We start from the raw sequence: 14380 nt of genomic DNA on the forward strand, positions 1-14380 counted from the left end.
CCGCTACGAACGCAAGGCTGAGCACTTCCTGGCCTTCGCCGGCATCGCCGCCGCCCTGATCTGCCACCGCCGACTCACCAAATGAGACGACGTCTTAGACGGAAAAGGAAGAGCGAGCATTTCATCGACGGCGGTGAGCCGCTCTGCCGTGGTCATCCCCTGAGACTAGCGAGCCGATGAAGTCCCGTGGAAACAGCCCTAGGCGTCGAACCGACCAATCACCGCCGGACGCTGAAGTAGAAGGAGCGCGTTCGATCCAGTCGCAGCCGAGGCAGGCACCGACACTCGCTAGGAGCGAGCCAAGAAGGAAGCCGCCGAGGTTGGCCAGGACGAAAGCGGCCAGTGCGGCGGTCACCGATAAGACGGCGATGATGAGACGCTGCTCGACGCCGAACCAGAACGCCACGCCCATAGCGGCCAAGAACGTTCCCCGTAGTAAGCGGCATAGCCACCGAGGCCGGTGTGGATGATGACTCCTGCGCCGACCACAGGGACGACAGCTGTTTCCACGCCTGCGGCGATCGGCAGGCCAGGGGCGGCTCCCGCCCGCGTCCCGCGCAGCAGCAGCACGGACGGGTGACGGCGCGGTCCAGATAGGTCTCCACCAGCCGCGCCCCCGTCAGCCGCCCCCGGCCGCGCAGCCCGCCCAGGTCACGGTGCACGACCTCCCAGGCGTCCGGGCCCAGCCGCCGCCGCTCCTCGGCCAGCAACGCCAGCAGGCCCGCGCGCACACGCGGCTCGTTCATGTCCGGCAGCCGCACCGCGCGCAGGTCGGCCATCAGCTCCGGCGCCGCCGCCGACAGCTCGGCCACCCGCGCCGGCTCGCACGTGGCCAGCAGCGTGGTGTCGTTGACGCCCTCCAGCCGCGCCTCGTAGGGACATCCAAGGGTGCGTCGTCAGGGCGGCTCTCCGGGGCTTTGGCTTGGGGAGCCTGCCGCAGCCGTCACTTTCGCTGAGTGCTCATTAGCGGTCGCTAGCCAATGTTCCACTGACCACCTGGGGAAGTCGTTCGTGGGGCGATGGCTGCTCCGCGACCCATCGTCCAGGCCCGGCCGCAAGGCGCCAACGGCTCACCTGGGGCCTGGTCACCCACACCGTGTCGGGTGTTCTCGGCCCCCACGCGACCACCAGGCCGAGGCCGCCGTCCAGGGCAGGCGCGTCAGCGAGCACTGCTCGTCCAGTCCGCACATCCACGATCTGGAAACGCCAGTCATTCGGGGGTGAGGCGCGCACCACCTCCAGCCGGAACCTCCCGGAGGGGGAAACAGCCGGCCGCTCCGGCCAACTCACTCCAGCACCAGAGAAGGGACAGTAGGCATCGCGGTGTGGGCAGTTCGACGCATCGCCGACATCATCTCCGCGGCTTGGACCCGCCGGCTCGCGGCCACCAGATCCGCCAGGGACACATGCCTCCCCACAGACCGCCACCGCGAAAACGGCGACGAGCGACAATTTCCAGCGTGCAGTGCGCCATGGGCTCATCCGGCTACCTTTCCTGTCCGCGCATGGTCGGGGTGCTTATCGCTGAGGGCTCGCAGCACTGCCCGGCGGCCGGGCCGTTGCCGCCGGAGACGCTCCGGACGACTCGACGCCCGCCACGACCTTCACGTCAGCCGGGCCGGGCCTTACCGGTGGCGCGGAAGCCACGCACGCTGCACGGCCTTGGCAAGATGTCACGCCAGGCGTCGGCTGCCTGGCCTTTATCCGACCTCCTCGTCTGACGGCCGGGTAGTGGGCGGGGGTTCTGTCCAGGCGTAGCCGAAAGACGCGCCGGTGATTGCCAGCAGTGAGCCGAGGAGGAAGCCGCCCAGGTTCGCCATCACGAAGGCGGCGAGCGCGGCTGTCACGGCCAGGACCGCGATGATGAGCCGTTGCTCCGGGGCGCACCACAACGTCACGCCCATTGCCGCGAGGAAGGCTCCCAGAAGGAAAGCGGCATGGCCGCCGACACCGGTATGGACGACCAGCCCGGTTCCGGCCACCGGAACGATCGCGATTTCCATGCCCGCCGCTATCAGCAGGCAACCCGCGACGAACGGTCGTCGTGCCGTCCAGGACCGCGTTCGAGAGAGGACGCGCATCAGCGACAGCCTTCAGAAGCACTCTGGGACGCCACGGCCGATCGCCGCCCGCAACCCGTCCATTCGGAAGGAACCCCCTGTCACCAGCCACGCGTCGGCCTTGACGTCCCGGATCGTGAACCACTGGGCGCCCAATCCGTAGTCGCCGGGTCTGCCGCCTGCCCCTGACACCGACCGCAACGCACTGGCGTCCTGGTTGACCGCGAGCCCGCGGAAGTTCACGTCGGCATCGATGTTCGTCGCCGAAATCTGCAGGTTGTCGACCAGCGTCGGACGCTCAGGGGCGCGCGCCTGGAGCTTGACGACGTACCGTCCGAGAGGCGTGTCCACGCCTGCCGACTGGCACAGCCCGCGAATACGCGCTGAACGCATCGTCAGCATCATCACCGGATGGGGGCGTCCGTTAAGCGAACGCACATTGGCGGGAGCCAGGCCGAACCCTTGCCCCGACAGTTCGTCGGCCGACACCTTCATCTGCCGTCCGGAAACGGCGAACGACGCCGGTACGCTTCCGTCGGCCATGCCCACGGCAAGCATGACGAGGGCCAACAGGGAAGGCACCAGCACCACGGCGAAACGCCGCCAGCTGAACCGTCCGCGGGTCATATCTGTTCCCCGCGGTCGCCGGCCTTGCTGCTGCCGCACAGTTGCCGGGGGTGCGTGACTGACCTCACCAGCCGCGTCGTCTCGCTGTGCTCGCGCCTGCGGCAGCGTGCCCAGCTCTTCGGAACCTGCGGTGGCGGGGGCGTGGGGGTGGCGCCCGTGGGTGGTGCGAGCTCATTGACTACACGCTCGATCACAAGCATCTCCCGCCAGTAGTTCGATCTGGTAATCATATGACTACAGAACGTGCAAGATGTTGAATTCGCGTGAGTCGTGACCTGTCGCGCCCTTGGGGGCGCACAGACGAGACACACCGGCCACGTAGTCGGCGTGGAACTCGAATCAGAGGCCGTAGCCGCCGACGAGTCGGACGTCGCGTCTACGACTGCCGCCGCAACACCAAGAGCCCATGTCGGACGACTCGGCCCCGCCATCGCCTGCGCCGTGTTTGTTGGCCGTCTGGTGTGCGGGGGTGGGTGCGCCCGCGCGCCCGCTCGCCGGTGCCCGGCGTCGATCAGATGCGAGTCCAACGTGTCGCCGACCGCTGGCGGTGGCCACTGCCGGCGCCCTTCGGTGGTTGCAGGGGCCGGGGGGCGACAGTTGTGCCCCGATCTTCGCGTGCCGCTGCCCATCGGTCGGCGGGGGGTGGATGTGCCGCTGAGGCGACATGGAACTTCTGAGGCGGCAGAGGTGCCTTACCTACTGTTTGCAATCTCTTGATTACTTGGTGTGATCAAGGGTGGGGGTGGGCAGCACGGCTGTCGGTGGTGATCGATGGTTCCGCGGCGGGAGGGACGGCGCATGGGTGACGGGCGGAGGCGGTCCGGGCAGGCGGTGGCCGTGGTGGGGGTCGGGTGTCGGCTGCCGGGCGGCATCACCGACTTGGATGGGCTGTGGACGGCCCTGGAGCAGAAGGCGGACCTCGTGGGGGAGATGCCGTCGGACCGCTTCCAGGCCGAGTGGTTCGTCGACGAGAGCAGGCCGCGGGTGGACCACAGCTACACCCGGGCGGGTGGCTTCCTCGGAGACGTCAGCGGTTTCGACGCCGCCTCCTTCGGCATCTCCCCGAAGGAGGCCGCGTCGATGGACCCGCAGCAGCGGTTGCTGCTGGAGATGGCGGTGGAGGCGCTGGACGACGCGGGCATCGATCCCGAGCGGCTGGCCGGGACGGACACGGGGGTGTTCGTCGGCGTCTCCGATCCTGCGTACGGCGTGCTGCAGGCTCTGGAACCGCGCGGCATGGGGCCGTACTCGATGAGCGGAAGCGCGCTGTCGATCGCGGCGAACCGGTTGTCGTACTTCTTCGACCTGCGCGGACCCAGCATGAGCGTGGACACGGCGTGCTCCTCGTCGCTGGTGGCGGTCGAGCGGGCCTATCGGGCGCTGGTGGACGGCACCGGCCGGATGATGCTGGCCGGCGGCGTCAACGTGCTGCTGAGCCCGGGGGCCTATGTGGGGTTCAGCCAGGCGTCGATGTTGTCGCCGACCGGGCGCTGCCGGGCCTTCTCCGCCGACGGCGACGGGTACGTGCGGGCCGAGGGCGGCGGGGTGGTGGTGCTCAAGCGGCTGGCCGACGCCCTGGCCGACGGCGACCGGATCCACGCGGTGATCGTCGGGGCGGGCACCAACTGCGACGGCCGCACCGTGGGGCTGGCGATGCCGAGCGCGGAGGCCCAGGAGGCGCTGCTGCGGCAGGTGTACGACGAGTCCGGCGTCGATCCCGATGACGTCGTGTACGTGGAGGCGCATGGCACGGGCACCCCGGTCGGCGACCCGATCGAATGCCGGGCGCTCGGCGGGGCGCTCGGCCGGCGGCGTACGGGCGAGCCGTTGCCGATCGGGTCGGTGAAGTCCAATCTCGGGCACCTGGAGCCCGCCTCGGGAATGGCGGGCCTGTGCAAGGCGCTGCTGGTGCTCCGGCACCGGACGATCCCGGCCTCGCTGCACGCCGAGCGGCCCAATCCCGACATCGACTTCGACGGCCTGAACCTGCGGGTCGCCTCGCAGGTGATACGACTGCCCGTGGTGGACGAGCGTTCGGTCGTCGGCATCAACTCGTTCGGGTTCGGTGGCGCCAACGCGCACGTGGTGCTGGCCCCTCCGCCCGTAACGAAGGAGTGTCCGCCACAGCATCCCCAACCCCCACGGGACCTCCCGTTCGTGGTGTCCGCCCGTACCCAGGAAGCGTTGCGTGACGCACTCGACCGGGCGGCCGCGCACCTGGACGCGGTCGACGAACGCGATTTCTACGACGTCGCCTACACCGCGACCCGCCGCCGTGGCCTCCACCGTCATCGCGCCGTCGTGCTCGCCTCCTCACCCGTGACGGCAGCCAGAGGGCTGCGTGCCCTGGCGGAGCCGCAAGGCGATCCCCGCGGCCTCCCCACGGCCGTGGGGACGGCGGTGGCGACGGGCCGCGTGGCGTTCGTGTTCTCCGGCAATGGGTCGCAGTGGGCGGGGATGGGGGCCGACCTGCTGGACGACGAAGTGTTCCGGGCGGCGATCCAGGTGGTGGACGTCGAGTTGACCCCGCGGCTGGGCTGGTCCGTGCTGGAGGAGCTGCAACTGCCGCCGGAGCGGTGGCGGTTGTCGCAGACGGAGGTCGCCCAGCCTCTGCTGTTCGCCGTGCAGGTCGGGGTGGTGAAGATGCTGCAGGCGGCGGGCGTCCGTCCGGGCGTGGTGCTCGGGCACAGCGTGGGGGAGGTGGCCGCCGCCTACACCGCGGGCGCCCTCACGTTGGGGCAGGCGGCACAGGTCATCGCCGAGCGGGGGCGGGCGCAGTCGGCGACGCGGGGCATGGGGCGGATGGCGGCGGTCGGGCTGTCGGAGCAGCGGATCCGGCAGACGCTGCCGCTGTTTCCCGGCGTGGAGGTCGCGGCGGTCAACTCCGACCGGGACGTCACGGTGGCGGGGCCGTCCGACGCCCTCCGCCGACTGGGTGAGCATCTGGGCGAGCAGGACGTCTTCTTCCGGGAGCTGGATCTCGACTACCCGTTCCACAGCTCCGCGATGGAGAAGGTCCAGGAACCGTTGCGTCAGGGGCTGGACGGCGTCGCGCCCGGTCGTGCGCGCATCCCGCTGGTATCCACCGTGACGGGTGAGCCGCTGAACGGGCCTGAGCTGGACGCGGGGTACTGGTGGCGCAACGTCCGCCACCCGGTCCGGTTCGCCGCCGCCGTCCAACGAGTGCTGGACGACGGGTTCGACGTGCTCGTGGAAGTGGGCCCGCATCCCGTGCTCCGCACCTATCTGCGACGCCTCACAGGCAGGACGCCCCAGGCGCGCGCGGCCGTGGTGGGCACGCTGCGCCGGGACGAGCCGGGTCCGGCCGGTCTGCGCCACGTGACGGCGGAACTGATCGCGGCGGGGGCACGGCTGGACTGGGACCGCCACTTCCCCGGGCGCGGCGCGGTGCGCGACCTGCCCGCCTACCCCTGGCAGCGGGAACGGCACTGGATCGGACGGCCGCAGACCTGGGCGCGCCGGATCGGCGACGGAGTCGTCCGGCATCCGCTCCTCGGTGAACGGCAGCCGGTGCTGGAACCCACCTGGCACGGGCAGGTCGAGACGTCCGTCATGCCGTGGGTGCCCGACCATCGCCTCGGCGGGCTGGTCGTCATGCCCGCCGCCGCGTACGTGGAGATGGCGATCGCCGCCGGACGGTCGGCGTTGCCGGAGACGGCCGAGGCGGTGGAGGTCGACAGGGTCGACATCAGCCGGGCCATGGTGGTGCCGATGGCGGCCGACGCCGACCTGTTGTGCGTCCAGACGTCCCTGTCCACGGACACCGGCGTCCTCACCGTGGCCAGCACAGACCGGCAGTGGCAGCAGCCCCGCGAGAACTTCCGCGCCCGTGTGCGGCCCCTGCTGCGTCCCACGCCCCCACGGTTGGACGTCGCCGCGATACGAGAACGCACGGGCGTCTACGTCGACGTGGCCGACTACTACGCGAAGGCCGCGGAAGGGCACATGGAGTGGGGCCCCCACTTCCAGGTCCTGACGGAGCTGTGGAGTGGGGACGGCGGCGAGATTCTGGGCGCCTACTCCTGCCCGTCCCAGCGGGACGAGGCCTACCAGGTGCATCCGGTGCTGTTCGACAGCGCGTTGCAGGCCGGAGTGTGGTGGCTGGTGGAGGGCATGCGTTCGGGGACGGCCTACATGCCCGCGGCGATAGGCGCGGTGCGGGTGTGGGGGAGGCCCAAGGCCGAGGGGCTCCTGTACGTGCGCGAGCGTTCCAGCGGCGCCGACGAGGTGTGCTGGGACCTCACCATCACCGACACCGAAGGCAACGTGGCCGTGGAGGTCGAACGCTGCCGGTTGCGCCGCGTGCCCGTCTCCCAGGCCACCGCCGTGGCGCGCTACCGGCTGGAACTGCGGGCCGCGCCGCGAACCGGCGCCCCCGGCGTCACCCCATGGCCGCTGCCCGGCCCCCGCGAACTCGTCGAGGAGGCGGCCGCGGACATCGCCGCCCTGCGCACGGCCTGGCACGAGCTGGACTACCCGTCCTACACGTCCAAGCTCGAGGAGACGTTCGCCCACTCCCTGGCGGACGCGCTTGCCACCCTGACCAGCGGCCGCGCCGGCCCCCTCACCATGGACGACCTGCTGCGGACCTGCCGGGAGCCGCACCACCGCGACATGCTGCGCATGGCCGTACCGCTGCTGGAACGCCACGGCCTGCTGCACCACGACGACGACGGCGTGCGCCTGCCGCCGCCACGGCGCGACGTCGCGGGCCTGCACCGCGAGCTGATCGCCGGGGGCGCCTCCTTCGTCGCCCAAACCGCCCTGACCGTACGTGCGGGACGGCGCCTCACCGAACTGCTCGGCGGCCGTTGCACCGCCGCCGACGTGCTCACCGGCGGCGGCGGACAGGAACTGCTCGAACAGGTCCATGACATCGGCCCGATCAGCTCGTTCACCAACCGGATCATCCGCGCGCTGGTCGAGCGGATTGTCCGGCGGTGGCCCGCCGACCGCCCGCTGCGCGTCCTGGAGGTCGGCGCCGGTACGGGCGGCACCACGGCCACGCTGCTGCCGGTGCTGCCCGCCGACCGCACCCGCTACCTGGTCACCGACGTCGCCGAGGCGTCCCTGGCCCGCCTGCGGCAACGCGCCGCCGGACATGACTTCGTGGACGTCGGCACTCTCGACCTGAACCGCGACCCCGTCGAGCAGGGCTGCGATCCGGGCGGCTTCGACCTGGTGGTGGCCGCCGACGTCCTGCACCTGGCCGCGGATCTGACCGCCACGCTGCGCCGCCTGACCCGCGTCCTGTCCCCGGGCGGACTGCTGCTGGCCGCCGAGCCACACCGTCCCGCCACGCTGCTGCCCTTCCTCGGCCTGCTCCCCGACTTCTGGACGGCCACCGACCGCGACGTCCGTCCCCGCTCGCCGCTGCTGCCCCGCGAGCGGTGGCCGAGGCTGCTCTCCGAGGCCGGGTTCACCGACACCGTCCTGACCGGCGACGACCACGAACCCGCCCGCAGCGACTTCTCCGTCCTCCTCGCCGCCGCTCCCCGAACCCCCGCACGCACCACACGCGAAGCCCCGGCGGTCGAAAACGCGGAGGCCTTGCGCGGCCTTGCCGACGTGGAGCCGGAGCCGCACGTCCAACACGCCACCGGAACATGGCTCATCGCGGCGGAGGAAGGCGGGCAGGCCCTGACCGAGGCGCTCGGCGCGCTGCTGGACGAACGTGGGGCGCAGGTCCGCCGAACCACGCTCCGGGACGATCCACAGCACTGGCTCGCCCAGGTACCGGCCGACGCCTCGTCCATCACCTTCGTGCTCGCCCTGGGGAGCACCGCCGATTCGCGCCCGGACGCCACCGTAGAGCTGATCACACGTCGCGCCGCGGCGCTGCGTGCCATCGCGCTCGCCGCCGAGCAACTGCCCGACGACCGGGACGTCCGCCTGTGGCTGGTGACGCGCCCATGCGGAGCGCTACCGGAACCGAACCTGCCCAACGCCTCCGTCCACCCAGAGGACGCGGCGACCTGGGGGACGGCGCGCACCCTCGACAACGAACACCCGCACCTGGCCGTACGGCGCCTTTCCCTGCACCCCACGGGCGACCCGGCCCGCGACGCCGCCCGGCTGGCCCCTGAACTGCTGCACCCCGGCGAGGACGACGAGGTCGTCCTCACCCCCAACGGGCGGTTCGTGCCGCGGCTGGTGAAGATCGGCGAGCGTCTGCCCGTCCGCCGCGCCGGCGGCGCGTACCGGCTGAAAGTCCGCGAACCCGGCCTGTCGTCCACCCTCGTGTGGGAGCAGACGCCGATGCCCGAGCCCGGGCCGGGCCAGGTGCTGATCGAGACACGGGCGCTGGGGCTGAACTACCGCGACGTGATGCGCGCGGTCAACCTGCTGCCCAGCGAGGCCATCGAGGCCGTCTTCGGCGGCCACGAACTGGGCCTGGAGTGCGCGGGCATCGTCACCGCCGTCGGGCCGGACGTCTCGGAGTTCGTCCCCGGTGACCGGGTCATGGCGTCGGGCCCGGTCGGATTCACCAGCCACGCGGTGGCCGAGACGTGGGCGACCCGCGCCATCCCGCCGCGGATGACGTTCGCCGAGGCGGCCGCCCTCCCGCTGGCCCTCGGCACCGTGTACCACGCGCTGGTGCGGCTGGCCCGCCTCCAGCCGGGCGAGACCGTGCTCGTTCACGGCGGCGCCGGCGGCGTCGGGTTCGCCGCGCTGCACTACGCCCGCCTGCGCGGCGCCCAGGTGATCGCCACCGCCGGGACCCCGGCCAAGCGCGACCTCCTGCGCGCCGTGGGCGTCGAGCACGTTTTGGACTCGCGCAGCCTGCGTTTCGCCGAGCAGATCAGTGACCTGACCGGCGGCCGCGGCGTCGACGTCATCCTGAACTCCCTCGCGGGGGAGGCCATCACGCGCGGCCTGGAAAGCCTGCGGCACGGCGGCCGGTTCGTCGAACTGGGCAAACGCGACGTCTTCGAGAACAAGCCCCTGCTCCTGCGCGCCCTGGCCGACAACATCTCCCTGTTCGTCCTGGACGTCGGCACGCTGATGTGGAAGGACCCCGAACTGGCGGCCGTGGACCCCGGCTACATCGACCTGCTGTCCGGCGAGGGCGAGTCGATGCCGCACACCGTGTACCCGGCCTCGCGGGTCGCGGACGCGTTCGCCCTGATGCGCCACTCCCGGCACATCGGCAAGATCACCATCTCCTGCGACCCGGCGGACGCCCCCGCCGGCGTCGAACCACGGCGCCGCCCGCCACGCCTCGACCCGGACGGCACCTACCTGGTCACCGGCGGCCTGAGCGGCTTCGGCGCCGAGATCGCCCGCTGGCTCGCCCGGCACGGCGCCCGTCACCTGGCACTCGTCGGACGCCGCGGCGCCGCCACCCCCGGAGCGCCCGCCCTGCTCACCGAGCTGGAACGCCTGGGAGCCACCGCCCACGCCCATACCGCCGACGCCGCCGACATCGACGCCATGCGCGGAATCCTGGACAAGCTGGACGCCGACGGCCACCCGCTCCGCGGCGTCGTGCACGCGGCCATGCACCTGGACGACGAACTGCTCGCCGACCTCGACGACACCCGCTTCGCCGCCGTCCTGCACCCCAAGGTCGCCGGAGCGATGGTGCTGGACGAACTGACCCGCGACCGGCCCCTGGACCTGTTCGTCCTGTGCTCGTCCATCACCACCGTGGGCAACATCCGCCAGGCTCCCTACGTCGCCGCCAACCTGTTCCTGGAGGCCCTGGCCCGGCGCCGGCGCCGCGACGGCCGTCCCGCCGTGGCGATCAGCCTGGGGGCGCTGGCCGACACCGGCGTCCTGGCCGTCGGCACCCAGCGGCAGGCACTGGCCAAGCTCGGCATCGCGCCCATGCCACCCGGCCAGGCCCTCCTCGCCCTGGAGGACATGCTCGCCGAGGGCAGCGACGTCACCATGGTCGGCCGCTGCAACTGGGGACGGCTCCGCCAGATCCTGCCGAGCCTGCACGGCCCGCTGCTGTCGCTGGTGCTGCCTCCGGGCAGCGAACAGCAGGCCCCCGGCCAGAGCGACCTGGAGGTCCTGGCCGAGATGAGCCCCGAGCAGGCCCACGCCTTCATCGCGGAACAGGTCACCAGGCAACTGGCGGACGTCCTGCTGCTCCCCGCCGACCAGATCTCCGCCGACACGCAACTCGACGAGTACGGCATGGACTCCCTCATGGCCGCCGACCTGCTGACCTCCGTCCAGCAGCGCTACGGCATCGACATCCCGCCCATGGAACTCATCCGCAGCGGCGGCACGGTGAACGGCATCACCCAGACCATCCTCCTCCGCTTGGGCCTGCCCGCCATCCCCGATACCACCCCACGCCCGGCAACCCCCACAACACGACCATCCACCACGCCACCACACCCCAGCACCACCACGGCGATGTCTCCACCAACCGCCGACACGCCGCCGACGTTTGAAAGCTCGCGCCAACCTCTCCCCACCCCCACCCCAGACACGGCCTTACGGCAGACGCCCCCCGCAACCGGGCCATCCGGCACGCCGCCCCAGGCCAGCGTCGCCGCCCCCACTGCAGAGCGGCCGCCATCCGCCGACGCGCCCGCCCGGTCCGCCGTGAACGCGCTGCCTGACGCGTCGTCCCGGCCTTGCGCGAACTCCACCCTCGACAAGGCGTTCCAGCAGCCGAGCGACGCGGCCGCTGGGACAAGGGAAGAGGCGACGATCCCCGAACCCCGCCCTGCGGACGACGATCAAGGCGATGACGGGGCGTCCACCTCCGCCGCACCGTCATGACCAGGCCTGTCGATGCCGAACCAGCGGCCACGCAGCGATCCCTGCCAGACCGAGGAGGACCCGTCATCAGCACGCCGTACACCCGGCTGGCCGGGGTCGCCGCCCACCTGCCGGACACGACCCTGACGACCGCGCAGGTGGAAGACCGGCTCGCCGAGCGCAACCCCGACCTGGAACTGCCGCGCGGACTGATCTACGAGGGCAGCGGCGTCCGGCGCCGCCACGTCGCCTCGGCCGACGACAAGCCGTCCGACCTTGCGGTCCGGGCCGTCAGATCACTGCTGCGCGACGCCGACCTGCAGCCCGGCGACATCGGCCTGATCATCTACGCCGGGGTCTGCGTCGACGTCATCGAGCCCGCCACCGGGCACATCGTCGCGGCCAAGCTCGGCGCCTCATGCCCAGTCTTCGACGTGCGCAACGCGTGCAACAGCGTTCTGAACGCCATGGAGGTGGCCGACTCCCTCATCCGCCACCAACACTATGGACGGATCGTCGTCTGCTGCGGCGAGCTGCCCACCGCCGTCACCCCCTGGACCCTCAAGGACGCCGCGGAGTTCTACACCGTCGCCGCCGCCTTCACGGTCTCGGACGCGGGCGCCGCCCTGCTGCTGGAGGCGAGCCCGACCCCGGGCGTGATCGCACACCGTTTCGTCGCCCAGTCCGCCGACTGGGACGCGTCAGTCGTACCGCTGCACGACATGACCAACGACCTCTCAACGGGCCTGCCGAGCCTTGGGCCGCTCACCATCGACTCGGTGAAGCTGCTGCACGGCCTGAAGAGCATCGACCCGGCCATCGTCCACAAGGGCCTCGCCGAACACGGGCTGACCTGGGACGACTTCGCCGTCGTCTGCGTCCACCAGGCGTCTCTCTCAGTTCTGTGGAAGCAGTGCGAAACCATGGGAATCCCGACCGGCAAGGTCATCGTCACCATCTCCCAGCACGGCAACATGGTCGCCGCCACGCTTCCCGTGCAACTGGCGATGGCCGTCCAGTCCGGCCGCCTCCGCCGCGGCGACCTGGTGGCCCTCCTCGGCGTAGCCAGCGGCTTCAGCGCCGGCCTCCTCATCGCCCGCTGGTAACCCCCCCCAACTCCGCAACAACCCAAGCCACCCCCACTCCCGCACAACACCGCGGATCTCCCCACCCCCGCCAAGTCCACAGCCCGCCACGCACAACGAGCAGCATGAGCCGCTGGCCGCGCCCGCTGCCCGGCGCGCATGCCGCTTGGCGCACGATCTGTGCCGAGCGTCCCCCCGCCTGCCCGCATCCATGCCGCGGCGAAGCATTCAGGTCACGCGTGGCGGCGTGTGTCTGCCTGTCCCAGCCGGTTTGCTGCGGGTCTGTCGGTGCTGGGTGCCGCCGTGAGTTGTGCGCGACGTGCGGTGCTGCGCCGCGCCGTCCCCGTTTCGTCCGCGTGTGGTACTTCGTCCATCGTGCGCCGCATGCCATCCGCATGTCCGCGTCCATGCCCTCGCGGCGGCGTGCCTGGGGTGCGTTCGGGAGATGGGCGGAGGGGATCAGGGAACTGCGGGGGGCGAAGCTCAGCAGGGGCTGGGGAGTGAGCTGTCTCACTGTCACAAGGATCGAGCAGGCGGTGTCTTGAGGGCGAACCCTTGGAACGGGAGGAGACACCATGACCGGGAACACTGAAGTCGTCGTGGTCGGCGGGGGATACGCCGGCGTCATGGCGGCCAATCGCCTGACGCAGCGCGACGACGTGGCGGTGACCCTGATCAACCCGCGTCCGAACTTCGTGGAGCGGATCCGCCTGCACCAACTGGTGGGCGGGTCCCACGACGCGGTCGTCGACTACCGGGAGGTCCTGGCCGAAAGAGTCCGGCTGGTGGTGGACACCGTGACCCGGATCGACGCGGCCGGACGCAATGTGGTGTTGGCGGGTGGTGGCACGGTCGGTTACGACTACCTGATCTACGCGGTGGGCAGTGGCAGCGCCGATCCGCGGGTGCCCGGGGCGGCGGAGTTCGCCTACCCGATCGCCACCCTGGAGGAGGCGCAGCGGCTGCGGGCGGTCGTCGGCGCCGCGTCCGCGACGGACGCGGTGACGGTGGTCGGAGCCGGTCCGACCGGCATCGAGACCGCCGCCGAGCTGGCAGAACAGGGCCGCCGGGTGACCCTGGTCTGCGGCGGAGTGCTGGGCCCGTACCTGCATCCTCGGGGCCGGCGCTCGGTCGCCGGGCGGCTGGCCAAGCTCGGTGTGACCGTGCTCGAAGGTCCCGACGCGAAGGTGACGGCCGTGACGCGCGACGCCGTGCGGCTCGGTGACGGCCGCACGCTTCCGAGCGCGGTGACCATCTGGACCGCCGGATTCGGCGTGCCGGACCTGGCCGGGCGCAGCGGGCTGAGCACCGACGCCTTGGGGCGTCTGCTCACCGACGAGACGCTGACCAGCGTGGACGACGCGCGCATCATCGCGGCCGGAGACGCTGCGGCACCGTCGGACCTGCCGTTCCGGATGAGCTGCCAGGCCGCGACGAGGATCGGCGCGCATGCCGCCGACACCGTGCTCAGCCGGATCGCCGCCGAGCAACCCGTGCCCATCAACCTGGGGTTCTTCGGCCAGTGCATCAGCCTGGGCCGACGCGCCGGCATCTTCCAGTTCGCCTCCAAGGACGACACCGCGATAAAGCTGTATGTCGGTGGCCGGCCTGGCGCGAAGCTCAAGGAGCTCGTCTGCCGGTACACCGTCAAGCATCTTGCGGCCGAGGCACGCAAGCCCGGCTCGCTCACCTGGGTCAAGGACGACAAGCGCCGGGAACTGCTGCAGGCCGAGCGCCGCGAGGCGCCGGTCGTCGGTGAGCGGGCAGCCTAGCCGCAGGCGTCTGCGGTTGTCTTCCGGGTGACCGGCAGGCTGGATGCAGGTGAGTGGTGTCGAGTGCGGCGAGGCGCCGGTCTTTGGGGAGCGG

General features: G+C 71.4%; 7 protein-coding genes and 1 pseudogene. 5 read left to right on the forward strand and 3 right to left on the reverse strand.

What is annotated here, in order from left to right; genetic code table 11:
- A pseudogene (locus ABZ801_RS10920) lies at positions 1-85 on the forward strand (IS5/IS1182 family transposase); the annotation flags it as partial.
- Positions 86-121: 36 nt separating this feature from the next.
- Here the strand turns inward: ABZ801_RS10920 and ABZ801_RS10925 are convergent.
- Positions 122-595, reverse strand: coding sequence for a DUF6114 domain-containing protein (locus tag ABZ801_RS10925; RefSeq protein WP_360697090.1), 474 nt, complete (start codon positions 593-595; stop codon positions 122-124).
- A gap of 149 nt (positions 596-744) precedes the next feature.
- Between ABZ801_RS10925 and ABZ801_RS10930 the strand changes: the two genes are divergently transcribed.
- Positions 745-876, forward strand: a complete 132-nt coding sequence (locus tag ABZ801_RS10930; protein ID WP_360695761.1) for a hypothetical protein — start codon at positions 745-747, stop codon at positions 874-876.
- A gap of 824 nt (positions 877-1700) precedes the next feature.
- On the opposite strand, the gene ABZ801_RS10935 is transcribed toward ABZ801_RS10930, so the two are convergent.
- On the reverse strand, positions 1701-2081 hold the full coding sequence (locus ABZ801_RS10935) for a DUF6114 domain-containing protein (RefSeq protein WP_360695764.1): 381 nt from the start codon (positions 2079-2081) through the stop codon (positions 1701-1703).
- A 12-nt stretch (positions 2082-2093) separates the two neighbouring features.
- On the reverse strand, positions 2094-2687 hold the full coding sequence (locus ABZ801_RS10940) for a DUF6230 family protein (protein WP_360695767.1): 594 nt from the start codon (positions 2685-2687) through the stop codon (positions 2094-2096).
- Positions 2688-3485: 798 nt separating this feature from the next.
- Here ABZ801_RS10940 and ABZ801_RS10945 point away from each other — a divergent pair.
- The 3 genes from ABZ801_RS10945 (at position 3486) to ABZ801_RS10955 (ending at position 14286) form a co-directional block, all read left to right on the forward strand.
- On the forward strand, positions 3486-11450 hold the full coding sequence (locus ABZ801_RS10945; protein ID WP_360695770.1) for an SDR family NAD(P)-dependent oxidoreductase: 7965 nt from the start codon (positions 3486-3488) through the stop codon (positions 11448-11450).
- Complete coding sequence (locus tag ABZ801_RS10950) at positions 11447-12535, forward strand: ketoacyl-ACP synthase III (protein WP_360695773.1); 1089 nt, start codon at positions 11447-11449, stop codon at positions 12533-12535. Before ABZ801_RS10945 ends, ABZ801_RS10950 begins: the two co-directional genes overlap by 4 nt.
- Before the next feature lie 554 nt (positions 12536-13089).
- Positions 13090-14286, forward strand: coding sequence for an FAD-dependent oxidoreductase (locus ABZ801_RS10955; protein ID WP_360695776.1), 1197 nt, complete (start codon positions 13090-13092; stop codon positions 14284-14286).
- Positions 14287-14380: the final 94 nt, after the last annotated feature.

The organism is Actinomadura sp. NPDC047616, from assembly GCF_040642915.1.
GTDB classification, from domain to species: Bacteria; Actinomycetota; Actinomycetes; order Streptosporangiales; family Streptosporangiaceae; genus Spirillospora; species Spirillospora miaoliensis.

Coding starts and splice junctions, on each gene's coding strand:
- ABZ801_RS10950 (WP_360695773.1), top strand. CDS start 11,447: ATGACCAGGCCTGTCGATGCCGAACCAGCGGCCACGCAGCGATCCCTG.
- ABZ801_RS10930 (WP_360695761.1), top strand. CDS start 745: ATGTCCGGCAGCCGCACCGCGCGCAGGTCGGCCATCAGCTCCGGCGCC.
- ABZ801_RS10940 (WP_360695767.1), bottom strand. CDS start 2,687: ATGACCCGCGGACGGTTCAGCTGGCGGCGTTTCGCCGTGGTGCTGGTG.
- ABZ801_RS10955 (WP_360695776.1), top strand. CDS start 13,090: ATGACCGGGAACACTGAAGTCGTCGTGGTCGGCGGGGGATACGCCGGC.
- ABZ801_RS10935 (WP_360695764.1), bottom strand. CDS start 2,081: ATGCGCGTCCTCTCTCGAACGCGGTCCTGGACGGCACGACGACCGTTC.
- ABZ801_RS10945 (WP_360695770.1), top strand. CDS start 3,486: ATGGGTGACGGGCGGAGGCGGTCCGGGCAGGCGGTGGCCGTGGTGGGG.